We start from the raw sequence: 15,171 nt of genomic DNA, 5'->3' as shown, positions 1-15,171 counted from the left end.
AATTTATTAAATATCAAACCGGTTTAAATGTGCCCATGCCAATTGTTGGATTTCATTGCATTCAACCCAACCTACAAATTTGTAGCTGAATTCATAATCATCATTTCAGGAAAATTCCTATATAAAATCGGATTAATACTGAACGACTGTCTTTAGCACAAAGCCTAATATTGGACGATTTCCAGAACATCGGATTTACCATCAATCCAACTTTTAAAAGGACATTATTGTGAGAATTCTATTAATCATATCGATGTTGTTTAGCTTAACTGCAACGGCATTTGCAGAAGACCAGATTGAGCGGATGACGGCGGAGAAAATGCAGTCATTTCGTGCTGATGAGGTAAATTGGCAGCCGGAGGCGATTCTGCCAAAAGGAGCTGAAAGCGTTATTTTGCTTGGCGATCCGACTAAAGCGGGCGTGTTTATCGCTTGGCTGAAATTCCCACCAAATTATCCAATCCCAGCTCATACGCATCCTTACACCGAAGTCATCACCGTGTTGAAAGGCCAATTAGGTAATGGCATGGGCGAGACGTTTGATAAGGAAAACGGTGAGGTGTTGAATGTGGGTGACAGCTTTGTGTTACCAGCAGGGCATGCCCACTATGTTTGGACTTCGGAAGAGGAAACCATTGTGGAGTTGATCGCCACCGGACCGTGGGATATTACCTACATTAATCCAGAGGATGATCCGAGGAAGTAAACTTACAGCTTTCCCGGATCTACATTTCGAGGGTAGGTTGGGTTGAGCTTGCGAAACCCAACATTTGAAATTTATTGTTGGGTTTCATTGCATTCAACCCAACCTACCATTCGGTCATCAATGAAATCTTTAAGCTTCAGCCAACGTCATGGCTTGTTGATAATTTCTTAAACCCATTTTATCAATCAAGCCTAGCTGTTGTTCGAGCCAGTGAGTGTGATCCAGTTCGGTATCTTCAAGTTGTTTAAGTAGCATTTGGCGAGTTTCGTAATCTTCTTCTGCTTCGCAGAGCGCGATACCCTCACGCAGATTTTTGACCACAGCGTATTCCAGATCCAGATCGTTTTGCAGCATTTCCGGTACGGTATGACCTACACGTAGCGGTTCGCGATGTGCCAGGTCGGGCATGCCTTCCAGAAACAGAATGCGTTTAATCATTTGATCGGCATGTTCGGTTTCATCCTGCATTTCATGGGCAATGCGGTTGTATAATCTTGTCAGGCCCCAATCTTCGTACATTCTGGAGTGGATGAAGTATTGATCCATTGCGGTCAGCTCACCGGCAAGTAGCTTGTTGAGCAAATCGATAACTTTTTGGCTGCCTTTCATAAGCGTTTTCCTTTTGTTGCTCTCTGGGGCTTCAGAGCGTGTTAAGAGTAATAAGCTTGCATTATCTGCGACTGGTTGTCACTGTTTTTGCCGATATTTAGGACATTCTGGCGGCATGCGTAACCCGTAATTGTCTAGATCTGAGAAGGAGCAATGGTCACACTAAAACTTCCTTATAGTGTCTTCTCTGACACAGTTTCCGGCAATAATGCTCAGGCTGTAAAAACAATGCCGTGCCTGTAAGACTCCCGCAAAATCAGCAGAAAGATTAAGCATTGTAGTGACAAGAAATAGATATGATGTATCATAGCTATTAGTGTTTTAACCAAATTCTGCAATGAAGCGGCGTCTCTGAACACCTTGCATCTTATTTTCGATCTTTGAGAACTGAACTGAAATGAAAAAACAAACTCTGATTTCCAATGAGTTAGCTGTCTTAATGCCTTCAAAATTCCGGCTACATCGACTTTTCTTAGCCAGTCTCGCGTTAAGCTGGTCGTTTAATGCGAGTGCTGAAAGCAGCGTGAAAGCAGATCCTCAGAGTGACGAAACATTACCTTCGATCACGGTCAGGGGCTGGGCTGATGCTACCACTGAAGGAAGCGGCAGTTATGTATCACCGGTTTTGACTATAGGGGGGAAAGCTGCCGTGCCGGTGATGGAAATCCCCAATTCAGTCAGTGTGATCACGCGCCAACGTATAGAAGATCAAAATATAGTCCGGGTGGAAGATGCATTGGCTCAGGTCACCGGTGTTACCGTAACCCCTTGGGATGGTGCGACTTACCAGATTCGTTCACGCGGTTATTTTCTGGAACCCAGCTATGATGGTGTACCGGCTTTTGGCGGTCTAAACGCCACCCAGCAATATGATGTAGCAATGTTTGATCGGATAGAGGTGTTGCGTGGGCCGGCGGGTTTGTTTCAGGGATCTGGACAGCCAGGCGGAACAGTTAACTTCGTTCGCAAGCGTGCGCCTGGTGAGACACAGGGATCTCTGGCGCTGACTCATGGTTCGTGGTCGAATAACCGGGCCGAGTTCGACGCTGGCACCCCATTAAACGATGACGGAAGTCTGCGGGGACGGTTCGTTGCCACCTTGCAGGATCGCGAGTTCTATTATGATGACGCAAAGAGTCGTAAGAACTTTGTATACGGCACACTTGATTACGATCTGACCTCATCCACTAGTTTCTCATTTTATGTGGCATCTCAAGACGATAAAACCAATCCGTTTATGGGGCTGCCTGCCTATACCGACGGAACACTGATTGATACATCTCGATCAACCACAACTATGCCGTCATGGGCGCGCAATGAAACGAGAAATACCACCATAGGATTTGAGGCAGCCCATCATCTGGATAACGGATGGCAACTAAAAGCACTGGTTGGACATGCTTCGCGGGATTGGCGCTTAAATGATGCTTTCCCCACCGGCGGTGTCGATCCCGCGACTGGACTAATTGGCAATTATTTACGCAGAGGTTGGGATTACGAGTCCACACGTGAATCGTTTGATGTCTATGGCACCGGTCCATTCTCATTACTTGGCAGGCAGCATGCAGCGACTGTTGGATTTAATTATGAACGTTTAAGTGAAGAAAGACTTTCCGGGGCGAACTCTTCCATTGCCAACGTTCCGTTCGGACGTGCAGATCTGGTACCCAAAAACAGCATTAAGCCCTATGTCGGAGGTTTTGGGTATGAAACGACCCAAAACGGTATGTACAGTCAGCTCAGATTTTCATTGACTGACCCGTTAACTGTGGTGCTTGGCGGCCGATTTAGCAATTACACATACCGTAGCCGAAATGTTTCACCTTCCCCTTCCACATCATGGGATGAAAGGTCACGTGAACGTAATATCTTCACGCCTTATGCTGGTGTGGTCTATCGCATAAACCAGCACCTTGCCTTGTATAGCAGTTACGCTGATATCTTTATGCCACAAACGCAGCAAGCGGTCAGTGGCAGAAATCTGGACCCTCGCGAGGGTAGGCAGATTGAAGTCGGTATCAAAGGCGAATTCAATGATGGCAAGCTACAGTTTGGTGCATCGGTATTCCGGACCCGCGATGTTAATCGCTCGTTTAACGATCTTGATAATCCCGGATTCTTCCTTTCTGCTGGTGAAGTCGAAGTAAAAGGTGCCGAAGTAGAGATCAGTGGCAGTCCGACAGCTAATCTGCAACTGATGGCTGGTTATGCCTACATAACGAGCAGCTACGAGGTTGACCGCCTTAGGGAAGGTGAACGTTTCTCGCTGTTTGAGCCGCGGCACTCGCTCAAGCTCTACGGGACCTATCGGTTTGCCGGTACACCCTGGCGCGCAAGTGCTGGTATGACGGCAAACTCAGCGGTCATCGGAACAGGCGAAAAAGGCCTAAGAGAAGGCACCGGTTACGCTGTTTTTAACGCCCAGCTGGGATATGACATCACTCAGAAAACCAGCCTTACACTTGCCGTGAATAACCTGACAGATCGCAAATATTACGAGCGTATTGGCGGGCTAAATACCTACAACACCTATGGTGAGCCACGTAGTGTCTCGCTTAACCTGAGAACCAGCTTCTGATCGATAACTTAAATACTCTTCACGGACGAAGGGCAGCTAACTATTCGAGAGATTATTTGACGTAAATTAAGAAAATCGCTCATAGCTTTAACGGAATATAAATAGTCATTTTTACTATTTGTCTGCTGGCAAATTATCTTCAAAATCCCATTATCACTCGAAAGTAAAGCAAGTAGCTGGATATAAGTTTATCTACGACAGCCCTTACATTTATATGGTTGGTTAAGGGAGTTTCCCGTAAAGCCACAATTGACAGGCTTGTTACACTCCTTTACATTACGCAAATCTAAATCACTATCATTTAGCTTTAATTTAAACAAACTGGGAAATGTAATGTATCCACCTGTTCAAAAGCTCCGGCTGTTTTGTGCGCCTGCCGTATTGGCTATGTTTGTATTTACACCAAATGCAATCGCTGAGGAAACTGAAGAAAAGTCATTGGATCTGCCTACCGTTGAGGTTACATCGACAAACGCAGATACGTTAGGTTATATCGAGCTGGAAAAAGAGCCAAGTGTGGGAAAACTGAATGTGCCTCTGGTTGATCAGCCTTTCTCAATGTCGGTAGTGGATGAAAACTTTATTCGAGATACAGGCGCCAAAACGATTCAGGATGCGCTGCTCTATAGCTCTGGTGTATATGCTGGTGGTTTTGGTTTAGATACACGTGGTGACTCTGCTAAGGTTCGCGGAATTGATCCCTCGCAATATGTTGATGGTCTTCGTCAACTGTATGGTTTTTATAATACGGTAAGACCTAATGTTTATGCACTTGAGAGTATTGAGGTTCTAAAAGGCCCTTCTGCAGTGTTGTACGGACAGGGTGAGTTAGGGGGAATACTTAATTCGGTTTCGAAACTTCCTAAAGAAGAAAAGCAGGGCGAAATCTGGGCTCAGTATGGTTCATTTCACCGTAAGCAAATCGCTTTCGATGTGACTGGTCCAGCAACCGAAGATGGAAAGTTACTCTATCGAGTTGTTGGCCTTGAACGAGATAGTCAGACTCAGGTTGATTATGTCGACGATGATGGTTTTTTTATTGCGCCTTCTTTGACATGGAGACCCACGGAAGATACCAGCTTTACGGTACTCTTTAACAGACAGATGAATACAGGCCAGGTGTCTGCTCAGTTTCTCCCGCAAGCTGGAACATTGGATCGTGGACCGCTGGGTTATGTTGGTTCAGAAACGTTTGTTGGTGAACCTGGCTGGGATAAATATGACCGTGAGAAGACAGAAGTAACGCTAATGTTTGACCATAGCTTCAACCAGGCATGGTCTTTCTCCACGACAGCTCGTTATTCGGAGTCCAGCACTAAAACTCGGGAGCATTACACCACGGCTCCAAGTGGTTTTACCACTGATGCTGATGGCAACATTGGTCGTTTTATCACTACAGCGGATAGAGAAACCCGAATTTTCAACTTAGATGCTCGCCTTCAAGGAAAATTTGATACAGGTGTCGTTCAGCACAATGTGGCAATCGGTGTGGATCGGCAAGATGCTCTCTGGGAAACCGATAACTCAGCGTCAGCTATTGGAACCCCAATAAACCTTTATAATCCAGTGTATGGTAATTTTGACCCTGGTATTCTCGACCCAACTAATCCGAATGATAATCAAATCAGACAGGTTGGCTTTTACTTTGCCGATCATATGGAAATCGGTCCTGTCGTTGTTTCTGCCGCATTACGACGAGATTGGGCGAAAAATATCCTGCTTGCTGAAGTAGGAGATAATGTAACCAGCGAGGAAAATGAGACAACAGGCCGTATAGGGATTATGTACCGCTTTGAAAATGGGCTTTCCCCTTACGCCAGTTACTCGGAAGCATTCACAATGAATCTTGGAACCAGCGAAGAAAGTACGCTGAAGCCTACCACAGGTAAGCAGCGTGAATATGGTTTCAAATACTTGTCTAATGATAAAAGCCTAGCGATTACCGCGGCCTATTTTGATATTCTGCAAACCAATCGTGTCCAGCCAGGAGATATTCCTGACGGCGTTGAACAGACAGGGGCGACCATTGACGGCTGGGAATTACAAGTCAATAAACGCTGGGCTCAATTTGAAACCCAATTTAGTTACACCAATATGAATGCAGACAATGGTCAAACAGGTGAACGTTTGGCCTATGTTTCTGAAAAAGTAGCGTCTTGGTGGAATAAATATTACTTGAACAATAATTGGCGTATTGGGGCCGGCGTTCGTTATATCGGTGATAGTGTAGGTTCTGATTATGGAACAGGAGCTGGACCTAAAATACCGTCCGAGACACTTTACGATGCGATGATTGGATATGGTTATCAAAACTGGGATTTCACGGTAGATGTTAAGAATCTGACTGATGAAGAATATATTTCTTGGTGTCGTGGCGTTGGGCGTGATTGCGGCTATGGCGAACGCCGTAATATCACGGCCAATGTCCGTTATAGCTTCTAGGATTAAAATAACAAGGCCCCTGAATTGGGGCCTTATTCATTTCAAATCATACTAATCTGACTTCGGATTATCGATAATAGCGATGATCCCGATACCCGTAATTCCGATGATTTCCTCTGGATTCATATCGATAATGGTCACGGTGATTACCGTGTCCACGGTAGGATTGCGGATGATGTTTATGCTTTGAATAATATTTTTTTGGCTGGTGGTAATGGTGTTTATGTTTTGAATAATACTTTTTCGGCTGATGGTAATGATGCTTGTGATAGCTGTATCGGGGAGCATGGTGCTGCACGACATAGCCATGATGACGATGATCTACATAACCGATTGGATAGCCAAGCCCTATATTGATTCTGACGTCTGCTTTGGCCGTGTTGACTGAAAAGCCGATGATTAACAGTGAAAACACCATTAAGATAAATGTTTTTGTCTTTGTTAAATTTAACATTGTGTTTACCTCGCTTGATAAAGCCTGTCACTGAAAAGCAGATTAACCGTTCTTTCTGTAAGTTTGTTTCAAGCTATGTAAATGTTTGTAAGTGATATAAAAAATTCGAGGAAACGGTTTATCACGAATCTGAATATCAACTAACGCAATGTTCCAATTATTCAAATTAATAACTGAAAATTGTTCATCAAACTGTCACAGATGAGCATTAAATTGCATGAGTGAATTTCAATAAGAGTGATCACTCATGTCTACCCTTACCCAGCAAAACCCCTCGTTAAACGCACAGGTGTCTCAATCCAATTGGCAAGCATGGTTGATGGTGGCGGCATTGATTTATCTTTTGCTGGCTTCTGTGGGGGCCATTGGCAGTGGTTTTAAAATGGCGACAGCCAGTAATGCCAAGGAATTATTTTCTTTTGCATCAAATCCGGTGATTGCTCTCATTATCGGTGTTGTCGCTACTGCATTGATTCAAAGTTCCAGCACGGTCACCTCCATTATTGTCGGCATGGTGGCGGGCGGTTTGCCGTTAAGTATTGCTATTCCTATGGTCATGGGCGCGAATATCGGTACTTCATTAACCAGTACGCTGGTGAGTCTGGGACATGTGCGTAACGGCGAAGAATTCCGCCGGGCGTTTGCTGCTGCCACAGTGCACGACAGCTTCAACATCTTTGCTGTTCTGATACTGTTACCGTTAGAACTTTTATTTAAACCGTTACAGAATACTGCTGAGTTTATGTCCGGGTTTTTCATTTCGGATACCAGCGTCAGCATGAGTAATGTAAATTTCATGAAGACCTTGCTGGCACCGGCCAACGATGCGTTGAAGTTTATAACGGGTTGGCTGCCTGAGGTCTGGGCGGGGATTGCGTTAATAGTGATAGGTATAGCGTTGATCCTGTTTGTGGTTTCAGCGATAGGTAAGTTACTGCGTAAAGTGATGGTCGGCAAAGCAAAAGACATTTTGCATAAGGCGGTAGGCAGGGGACCGATTGCTGGCATGACTTCAGGGTCAATTATTACTGTTCTGGTCCAATCTTCTTCAACCACGACTGCCTTAATCGTTCCGCTGGCAGGAACCGGTGTCTTTTCAATTAAACAGATCTATCCATTTACTTTAGGGGCAAACGTCGGCACCACCATCACCGCCTTGCTGGCAGCAACGGCGATATCGGGCCCAACTGCTGAACTTGCTTTGCAGATAGCCCTGGTACATCTGTTTTTTAATCTGATGGCGATTCTACTGATATATGTATTGCCGGTATTTCGCCAGTTACCGGTCAAAATGGCCGAGACCCTGGCGATGTATGCCCAGAAAAACAAGCTTTATGTTGTTGCCTATATAGGCGGTGTATTTTTTGTGCTTCCATTGTTGATCATTGGCATAAGTCAGATCTTCTAATCAGAACAAATCATTTTGAGGTTTAAGCCATGTCCAATTTAACGCCACAGGAAAGACAAGTCCGTATTCGTGAACTCAAGCAAGCCATTGAGGAACTTGAAGCGGGCATGCCCAGTGAAATGGATGCACAGCAACACGAGAAAATTGATGAGCTGGAACACTATTTTGATGCGGTGGAAACCAAATTCACCAGTTTGAAAATTTTCTGGGAAGACTTGAAACAATCGTTGAAAGATTCCAAGCATGACTAATTCGACAAGTCGGAGTAAATCTCAGTGAAACAACAATATGTAAGCGTGATTGCTGGTCTTGTTTTAGCTATGTTGGCTGGGTGTTCACAGCAGGATGATCTTTCGGAAGTTAATATTACTGAAAACACCCTTGTCGTAAATGGATCCAGTACCGTCTTTCCGATATCTACTGAAGCCGCCAAACGCTTTATACGGGAGCAACCGGAAACCGAAATCTCGGTTAAGTTTTCTGGAACCAATGCGGGTTTTCGTTTGTTTTGTGAAGGAAAAAGCGATGTCAGTAATGCTTCCAGGCCGATCAACGCCGAAGAAGTTGCTTTATGTGCAAAAAATCAGATTGATTATGTCGAGCTCCCATTGGCGCAGGATGCCCTGGCAGTGGTTGTGCACTCGGGCAATGATTGGGTCGATTCTCTGACGCTGGACGAGTTAAAAGCTATCTGGTCAAAGCAAAGTGAAGACGAAATCATGAACTGGAATCAGCTGAGATCGGAATGGCCAGATAAGTTGTTATCACTATATGGCAGAGGGCAGGATTCCGGCACCTATGACTACTTCACAACGCATGTAACAGGGGTCACCCGGGAAAGTCGTTCCGACTATGTCGCCAGCGAAGATGAAGAGTATTTGGCAGAGCATATTGCCAAAGATAAAAATGCATTGGGATTTTTTGGGATTGGCGGCTATCACCGTCATTGGGATACGTTAAAACTGGTACCAATTGATAATGGTAATGGCCCTGTTTACCCATCTATTGAAACCGTGGCAAATGGTCAATACACGCCGTTTTCCAGACCATTGTTTCTGTATGTGAATAAACAGTCTTTAGAAGACAAAGCTAATCTTAAAGTATTTTTAACACACTATTTTTCCAATATGGTCACCTGGCTGCATTTCACCGGTTATATGCCATTAACAGAAGCGCAATATGCTCAAAACATTCAACAGCTGCTTAAATAACGTAACAATTATTTTTAACTAAGATAAGCGGCCAATACAATCCAGGCCATATCTTTTGCCTTGTTTGCTGCAGTTAAATCTCCCTGTACATGGGCCATTACGATGGCTCCTTCTTTTAACAGGCTGATTGACTGTGTCACCCGTTGAATAGCTGGTTCAAGTATTCCCAGGGCGCCGATCTGTCTTTCGATTAAAGTATTTATCCGTTGTTTATGTTGCTGACATTGTTGATGGAGTGGGTGATGCGGATCGTTAAATTCAGCACAGGTGTTAATAAAAAAACAGCCATGAAAGTCAGCGAGTAATTTGACGCGGTTATTTATCCAGTCATCTACCGCATCAAACAGTTCATTAAGGCCATCATATCCAGGTTTGACCTGTTCCAATCTGCCAGCTAACCAGTAATAGAAATTTTCATCGCGGTATTCGACTACTGCCTGAATCAATTCGTCTTTACTGGCAAAGTGGTTGTATAGCGTTTTTTTGGCGATACCTGCTGTCTGCAGGATCTGATTAATCCCAACAGCATGAATTCCATTTCGGTAAAACAGATCAAATGCGGTATGAATTAATTGCTGGCGTTTATCCATAATCATTTCTCACAAATTTAGTGCCAGTTTGACAGAGGTAGACTGATCTGTCTATTCTGTGGGTAGACAAATCGGTATACATCTATTGCAGGAGATAAAATCATGCAGCAAACAGAACAGAAACCACCGTTTCCCCCGTTTAACGCTGAAACCGCCAAACAAAAAGTCCGTATAGCTGAAGATGGCTGGAATAGCCGGGACCCGGAAAAAGTATCCTTGGCCTATACCGTTGATAGCCAGTGGCGTAATCGCTCGGAGTTTCCAGTGGGCCGAGAGCAGATCAAATCATTCCTGGAGAGAAAGTGGCAAAAGGAAAGAGAATACCGACTGGTTAAAGAACTTTGGGCATATAGCGAAAACCGGATTGCTGTGAGATTTGCCTATGAATGGCACGATGAAAGTGGCCAATGGTTTCGATCGTATGGAAATGAAAACTGGGAATTTGATGAAAATGGGTTAATGAAAACCCGTTTCGCCAGTATTAATGATCTGGCTATTGCGAAAAGTGAGCGGAAATTAACCTGGCCTTCAGGTCGAAGACCAGATGACTATCCGAGCCTCAGTCAAATGGGATTATAGCCTTAGCATAGATACGAGGGTGCGGAGTTGATCCTCCGCACCCTATAGTTTTTATCTTAGCAACAGGAACATCGCTTGATTTTCCCGAACAATATTCAATAACAATTCCGGTTGATTGGTCACCATCTGTTTAAATTGTTCCAGATTACTGACCGGTTGACGGTTTACCGAGGTGACAATGTCATAACTGCGTAACCCCGCATTCCATGCCGGACTGCCACGTTGGACAGAATACAGCATAATGCCCTGTATTTTACCGTAAGCCGGTGAATCCTGTTCAATATCACCAAAGGTTGCACCAGCCAGTTTAGGGTGAACATCACCGGATTGTGTGCTGGTGGTGCTCCGTTGCATTTCCGTTACTTTAGCTGTCAGAGTCTGCGGATTTCCGTCACGAATAATATCCAGTTTGATAGTTTGTCCAACCATTAACAAACCGATGGTATTTCGCAGGTTATCCGCATTTAATAGCGAGACACCATCTACAGCGGTGACTACATCGCCCACTTGTAATCCGGATTTTTCAGCGGCTGATCCGGGTATGACATTGGTGACTACAGCACCCCCACGATTATCTTCAATCCCAAAAGCTTGTGCGAGTTCTGGCGTAATGTCCTGCATCTGTACGCCCAAATAAGCACGACGTACTTCGCCATGCTCAAGTAACTGGTCGGTAATCTGTTTGACTAAATTACTGGGGATGGCAAAACCGATACCGATATTGCCGGATTGATTTGGTGAAAAGATTGCTGTGTTAATTCCTACCAGTTCACCACGTAAATTGACCAGGGCACCACCCGAATTACCCGGATTGATTGAGGCATCGGTTTGAATAAAGTTTTCATAGCCTTCGAGGCCAAGACCACTTCGGCCCAAGGCACTGACAATACCGGACGTTACGGTTTGGCCCAGCCCAAATGGATTGCCAATGGCCACCACAAAATCACCTACACGCAGGCTATCTGAATCCGCTAAAGGCAAGGCAGTAAGATTTTCAGGCGGAATACGAATGACAGCAACATCGGTAGCTGGATCACTTCCAACCACTTCAGCCTGAAAACTGCGACCGTCATGCAGTGAAACAGTAATTTCATCAGCACGTTGAATCACATGATTATTGGTTAATACCAATCCTTCTTTGGCGTTAACAATCACGCCACTACCCAGGCTTTGTGCCTGACGGGTTCGAGGTCGTTGTTGCTCTGGTAAGTTAAAAAAACGCCGGAAAAAAGGATCGTTTAATAATGGGTTATCCTGAATTCGCACTTCGCTACGTGTGGCAATATTCACCACGGCGGGTTTGGATTGATCCAACATGGGGGCCAGAGTCGGCATCTGACTATCATCATCAAGCCAGGGAAAAGGCAGTGCCGCAACAGCCACCTGTGTTAAAAGTGTAATACCAGCTAACCAGACAACAGCAGATTTCAGCTTATTCATCATTTTGTTTTCCTCAAAATGCTTTATCAATGTTCTCACGAGGGTTAAAAGGTAATTTTTCAGCCATTTGCTTATAAAGCTTTTTAGCTTCAGCAGACGTCGCTGGGGGAGTCATTATCTGCAATACCACAAACTGATCTCCAGCCGTTTTGCCGGGCAGGCCACGACCTTTCAAACGCATTTTTTGCCCACTCCGGGCACCTGCCGGAATATTCAGACTAATTTTTCCGGCTAAAGTTGGCGCAGTGATTTTGGCCCCCAATGCTGCCTCCCAGGGAGCAATCGGCAGATCCAGATAAACATCCTTACCTTCCAGTCGGTAAAGCGCATGAGGAGCAATCTGGATTTCCAGGTATAAATCTCCAGGCTTACCGTTCATATTGGCTTTACCCTGGCCGGTTAAGCGAATTTTCTTGCCGGGTTCAATGCCCGCAGGGATCTTGACACTGACAGTACCGGTTTGAGTTGCGCCCGCAGGACGACGGATAGACTTATTCGCCCCGTTAAAAGCATCTTCCAGTGAGATGGTAATTTTGGCGTTAACATCTTCGCCCCGGGCAAAGAAATTATCGTGTCGGCCGCCACCCATTCCGCCCATGCCACCGAACATGTTTTCAAAAAAACTGCTGAAGTTACCCTGTCCGAAACCACCGACATTTTCTTCCCAGCCGGGAGGTGGTGAGAATGATTGACCATGACGAAACTGTCCGCCAAACTGATCGTACTGGGCACGTTTTTCCTTATCGCGCAGAACCTCATAAGCCTCACCGACTTCCTTGAATTTATCTTCGGCATTTGCTTCTTTGCTGACATCAGGATGATATTTACGCGCCAGTGTACGGTAAGCTTTTTTAATCTCCTCCGGTGTCGCAGTGCGGCTTACGCCAAGGATCTTGTAATAGTCTTTATATTCCATGGGCTCTTTCGGATAAAAATTGATCTGGGTCAATAGATGGGGATGATAGGACGTTTTTCAACGCCTTTTAAGGATTTTTCTGATGTGTTGCAAAAACACCACATGAGAAAATTACAAAACTACATAAAACAACAACGTCAGGAACTACAGCTCATGCCGATTTTACGAAAACTACCACTATTAATGGCCTTGGCCAGTCTGAATATTGCCTTACCAGCACACGCCCAGGAAGAAGAGGATTTATCGCTTGACGAACTGGTTGTGACCGGAACACGTTCAGGCACACCCATTCTTGAATTAGCAGGAAATACCGGAAAAGTTTCGGAAGAAGAAATCGATTTGGTGCGTCCCGATCACATCACCGAAGTCATTAATCGTATCAGCGGTGTGAATATTCAACGGGGTAACGGGCAGGAGCATCTGACCTCTATTCGTTCACCTGTATTAACCGGTGGTGCTGGTGCCGGATCATTTTTGTTTCTGGAAGACGGTATTCCTTTACGTGCAGCAGGTTTTGCCAATGTAAATGGTCTGTTTGAATCCAATTATGAACAGGCTGGTGGCATTGAGGTGGTCCGTGGTCCGGGCAGTGCGTTTTATGGTTCCAATGCGGTTCATGGTTTGGTTAATGTCCTGACTCGCGCACCATCTCTGGATTTAGAGCGTCAAGTCGATTTTTCAGTTGGTCCGCATGACTTGTACAAATTTAAAGGTACTGTCAGTGACACCGTAGGTCGTCATGGTTACCGTGTCAGCGTTAACGGCACAACCGATAATGGTTATGCCGAAGATGCCGGATACGATCAGCAAAAAGTCACTTTGCGTCATGACTATTACGGCGATCAGGACAGTTTCAAAACTATTTTCAGTGCGACGAATCTGAATCAGAAAACAGCGGGTTACATTGAAGGTTTTGAAGCCTATAAAGACGGTAGTTTAGCCAGAAGTAACCCGAACAAAGAACGTGGCATCGATGCCTACCGCAATGCAAAGTCTTTCCGTTTATCAACTGAATGGGAACGACAGCTGAACGACTCCACTTCTTTTCGTTTAACGCCATATATGCGCCATACTGAAATGGATTTTTTGATGCATTTCTTGAATGGCCAACCAGTTGAAAAGAACAAGCACACCAGTGCTGGCTTATTGTCTGCTCTAACCAAAGAGCTGGATGGCGGTCATACCATTATTGTGGGTACCGACATTGAATATACAGAAGGTGATTTATCCGAAGTACAATTCAACCCGACAGTAGGCCCATTTGCGCAAGGCGTGCACTACGATTATGAAGTCGATGCAACCGTACTCGCACCATATATTCATTCTGAATGGCAGGTTTTAGATAAAACCCGTGTAACTGCAGGTGTTCGTTATGAATACACCAAATACGATTACACCAACAATACCGATTCCGCGACTATCCCGGGTAACACCCGATATTTACGTCCGGATAGTGGCAAAGACACTTTCAGCAACCTGAGTCCCAAACTGGGTTTGGTGCAGGAACTGACTGACAATACCGCTGCGTTTATCAATTATGCGCGCGGTAATCGTGCACCACAGACAACAGATCTCTATCGGATTCAGCAGCGTGGGGCTACCGGCGGTTCAGCAGATTCTGAACAAATTGATAGTGTAGAGATAGGGGTTCGTCGGGTTGGTGAGGGTCTGCAATATGAAATCGCGGCTTATCAGATGAAGAAAAAAGATTACTTCTTTACTGACAGCACACAAATCAACGTACCAGATGGCAAAACCAAACATACCGGTCTGGAACTGGGAATGTTTTATCCGTTTAATGAATTATTTGATATCGGTGCCAATGTCACCTTTGCCAAGCACGAATATGACTTTGACAGAGAGACCAGTAATATCGGAAAAGGTAACTATCTGGTGACAGCTCCTAAACGTATGGCCAATATCCGGTTAGGCTGGAATGTAACACCAAAAAGTCGTGCTGAACTCGAATGGGTGCATATGAGTGAGTACTACCTGAATGATGCAAATGATAAAAAATATGAAGGCCATGATGTGTTTAATTTGCGTGCCTCACATGAAGTGACTGAGAGTCTGACACTTTATGGCCGCGTACATAATCTGTTCGATACGGATTATGCTGAACGCGCAGACTTTAACGGTTTCAGTCAACAATACCGTTACTTTGTTGGCGAACGCCGTGGCTTGCATGTAGGTGCCAGCTATTCGTTCTAGGTTTGACGATAAGCTGAACCAAAAAAG

13 protein-coding genes are annotated in these 15,171 nt (G+C 45.0%); 8 read left to right on the top strand and 5 right to left on the bottom strand.

Features of this window, described 5'->3' with window-relative positions; genetic code table 11:
- The first annotated feature begins 229 nt into the window (after positions 1-229).
- A complete protein-coding gene (locus B2W60_RS13035; protein WP_292361360.1) occupies positions 230-706 on the top strand; it encodes a cupin domain-containing protein in 477 nt (158 codons plus the stop codon).
- A 129-nt stretch (positions 707-835) separates the two neighbouring features.
- Here B2W60_RS13035 and bfr read toward each other — a convergent pair whose 3' ends face one another.
- Complete coding sequence (gene bfr, locus B2W60_RS13030; RefSeq protein WP_292361359.1) at positions 836-1,315, bottom strand: bacterioferritin; 480 nt, start codon at positions 1,313-1,315, stop codon at positions 836-838.
- A gap of 397 nt (positions 1,316-1,712) precedes the next feature.
- Between bfr and B2W60_RS13025 the strand changes: the two genes are divergently transcribed.
- Together B2W60_RS13025 and B2W60_RS13020 are read left to right on the top strand one after the other, a co-directional pair.
- The gene (locus B2W60_RS13025) at positions 1,713-3,893 is read left to right on the top strand and encodes a TonB-dependent siderophore receptor (RefSeq protein WP_292361358.1); all 2,181 of its coding nucleotides are present in this window, start codon (positions 1,713-1,715) and stop codon (positions 3,891-3,893) included.
- 333 nt (positions 3,894-4,226) lie between these two features.
- Entirely contained in the window at positions 4,227-6,335 is a 2,109-nt protein-coding gene (locus tag B2W60_RS13020; RefSeq protein WP_292361357.1) for a TonB-dependent siderophore receptor, read from the top strand.
- Between the two features lie 51 nt (positions 6,336-6,386).
- Here the strand turns inward: B2W60_RS13020 and B2W60_RS13015 are convergent, their stop codons facing one another.
- Positions 6,387-6,644, bottom strand: a complete 258-nt coding sequence (locus B2W60_RS13015) for a hypothetical protein (protein ID WP_292361356.1) — start codon at positions 6,642-6,644, stop codon at positions 6,387-6,389.
- A gap of 392 nt (positions 6,645-7,036) precedes the next feature.
- Between B2W60_RS13015 and B2W60_RS13010 the strand changes: the two genes are divergently transcribed.
- Genes B2W60_RS13010 through B2W60_RS13000 form a run of 3 tightly spaced genes read left to right on the top strand, consistent with a single transcriptional unit; the run spans position 7,037 to position 9,408 of the window.
- A complete protein-coding gene (locus B2W60_RS13010) occupies positions 7,037-8,197 on the top strand; it encodes a Na/Pi symporter (protein ID WP_292361355.1) in 1,161 nt (386 codons plus the stop codon).
- A gap of 29 nt (positions 8,198-8,226) precedes the next feature.
- Positions 8,227-8,448, top strand: a complete 222-nt coding sequence (locus tag B2W60_RS13005; RefSeq protein WP_292361354.1) for a hypothetical protein — start codon at positions 8,227-8,229, stop codon at positions 8,446-8,448.
- A gap of 24 nt (positions 8,449-8,472) precedes the next feature.
- On the top strand, positions 8,473-9,408 hold the full coding sequence (locus B2W60_RS13000) for a PstS family phosphate ABC transporter substrate-binding protein (protein ID WP_292361353.1): 936 nt from the start codon (positions 8,473-8,475) through the stop codon (positions 9,406-9,408).
- Between the two features lie 14 nt (positions 9,409-9,422).
- Here the strand turns inward: B2W60_RS13000 and B2W60_RS12995 are convergent, their stop codons facing one another.
- Positions 9,423-9,998 (bottom strand): TetR/AcrR family transcriptional regulator, encoded by a 576-nt coding sequence (locus tag B2W60_RS12995; RefSeq protein ID WP_292361352.1) that lies wholly within the window; start codon positions 9,996-9,998, stop codon positions 9,423-9,425.
- Between the two features lie 102 nt (positions 9,999-10,100).
- Here B2W60_RS12995 and B2W60_RS12990 point away from each other — a divergent pair, with 102 nt between their 5' ends.
- A complete protein-coding gene (locus B2W60_RS12990; protein WP_292361351.1) occupies positions 10,101-10,577 on the top strand; it encodes a nuclear transport factor 2 family protein in 477 nt (158 codons plus the stop codon).
- 51 nt (positions 10,578-10,628) lie between these two features.
- Here the strand turns inward: B2W60_RS12990 and B2W60_RS12985 are convergent, their stop codons facing one another.
- Both B2W60_RS12985 and B2W60_RS12980 read right to left on the bottom strand, forming a co-directional pair.
- Positions 10,629-12,020 (bottom strand): DegQ family serine endoprotease, encoded by a 1,392-nt coding sequence (locus B2W60_RS12985; protein ID WP_292361350.1) that lies wholly within the window; start codon positions 12,018-12,020, stop codon positions 10,629-10,631.
- A gap of 10 nt (positions 12,021-12,030) precedes the next feature.
- On the bottom strand, positions 12,031-12,933 hold the full coding sequence (locus B2W60_RS12980) for a DnaJ C-terminal domain-containing protein (protein WP_292361349.1): 903 nt from the start codon (positions 12,931-12,933) through the stop codon (positions 12,031-12,033).
- Between the two features lie 102 nt (positions 12,934-13,035).
- Between B2W60_RS12980 and B2W60_RS12975 the strand changes: the two genes are divergently transcribed.
- A complete protein-coding gene (locus B2W60_RS12975; protein ID WP_292363977.1) occupies positions 13,036-15,144 on the top strand; it encodes a TonB-dependent receptor in 2,109 nt (702 codons plus the stop codon).
- Positions 15,145-15,171 lie beyond the last annotated feature (27 nt).

It is taken from the genome of Methylophaga sp. UBA2496 (assembly GCF_002341635.1).
Lineage (GTDB): Bacteria > Pseudomonadota > Gammaproteobacteria > Nitrosococcales > Methylophagaceae > Methylophaga.
Note: the sequence above shows the minus strand (reverse complement) of the source record. Positions and strands in the feature narration are given on the sequence as shown.

Excerpts from the sequence above, each read along its gene's own strand:
- B2W60_RS12975 (WP_292363977.1), top strand. The coding sequence starts at position 13,036 with ATGAGAAAATTACAAAACTACATAAAACAACAACGTCAGGAACTACAG.
- B2W60_RS13020 (WP_292361357.1), top strand. The coding sequence starts at position 4,227 with ATGTATCCACCTGTTCAAAAGCTCCGGCTGTTTTGTGCGCCTGCCGTA.
- B2W60_RS12985 (WP_292361350.1), bottom strand. The coding sequence starts at position 12,020 with ATGATGAATAAGCTGAAATCTGCTGTTGTCTGGTTAGCTGGTATTACA.
- B2W60_RS12990 (WP_292361351.1), top strand. The coding sequence starts at position 10,101 with ATGCAGCAAACAGAACAGAAACCACCGTTTCCCCCGTTTAACGCTGAA.
- B2W60_RS13015 (WP_292361356.1), bottom strand. The coding sequence starts at position 6,644 with ATGGCTATGTCGTGCAGCACCATGCTCCCCGATACAGCTATCACAAGC.
- B2W60_RS13025 (WP_292361358.1), top strand. The coding sequence starts at position 1,713 with ATGAAAAAACAAACTCTGATTTCCAATGAGTTAGCTGTCTTAATGCCT.
- B2W60_RS13005 (WP_292361354.1), top strand. The coding sequence starts at position 8,227 with ATGTCCAATTTAACGCCACAGGAAAGACAAGTCCGTATTCGTGAACTC.
- B2W60_RS13010 (WP_292361355.1), top strand. The coding sequence starts at position 7,037 with ATGTCTACCCTTACCCAGCAAAACCCCTCGTTAAACGCACAGGTGTCT.
- B2W60_RS12995 (WP_292361352.1), bottom strand. The coding sequence starts at position 9,998 with ATGGATAAACGCCAGCAATTAATTCATACCGCATTTGATCTGTTTTAC.
- B2W60_RS12980 (WP_292361349.1), bottom strand. The coding sequence starts at position 12,933 with ATGGAATATAAAGACTATTACAAGATCCTTGGCGTAAGCCGCACTGCG.
- bfr (WP_292361359.1), bottom strand. The coding sequence starts at position 1,315 with ATGAAAGGCAGCCAAAAAGTTATCGATTTGCTCAACAAGCTACTTGCC.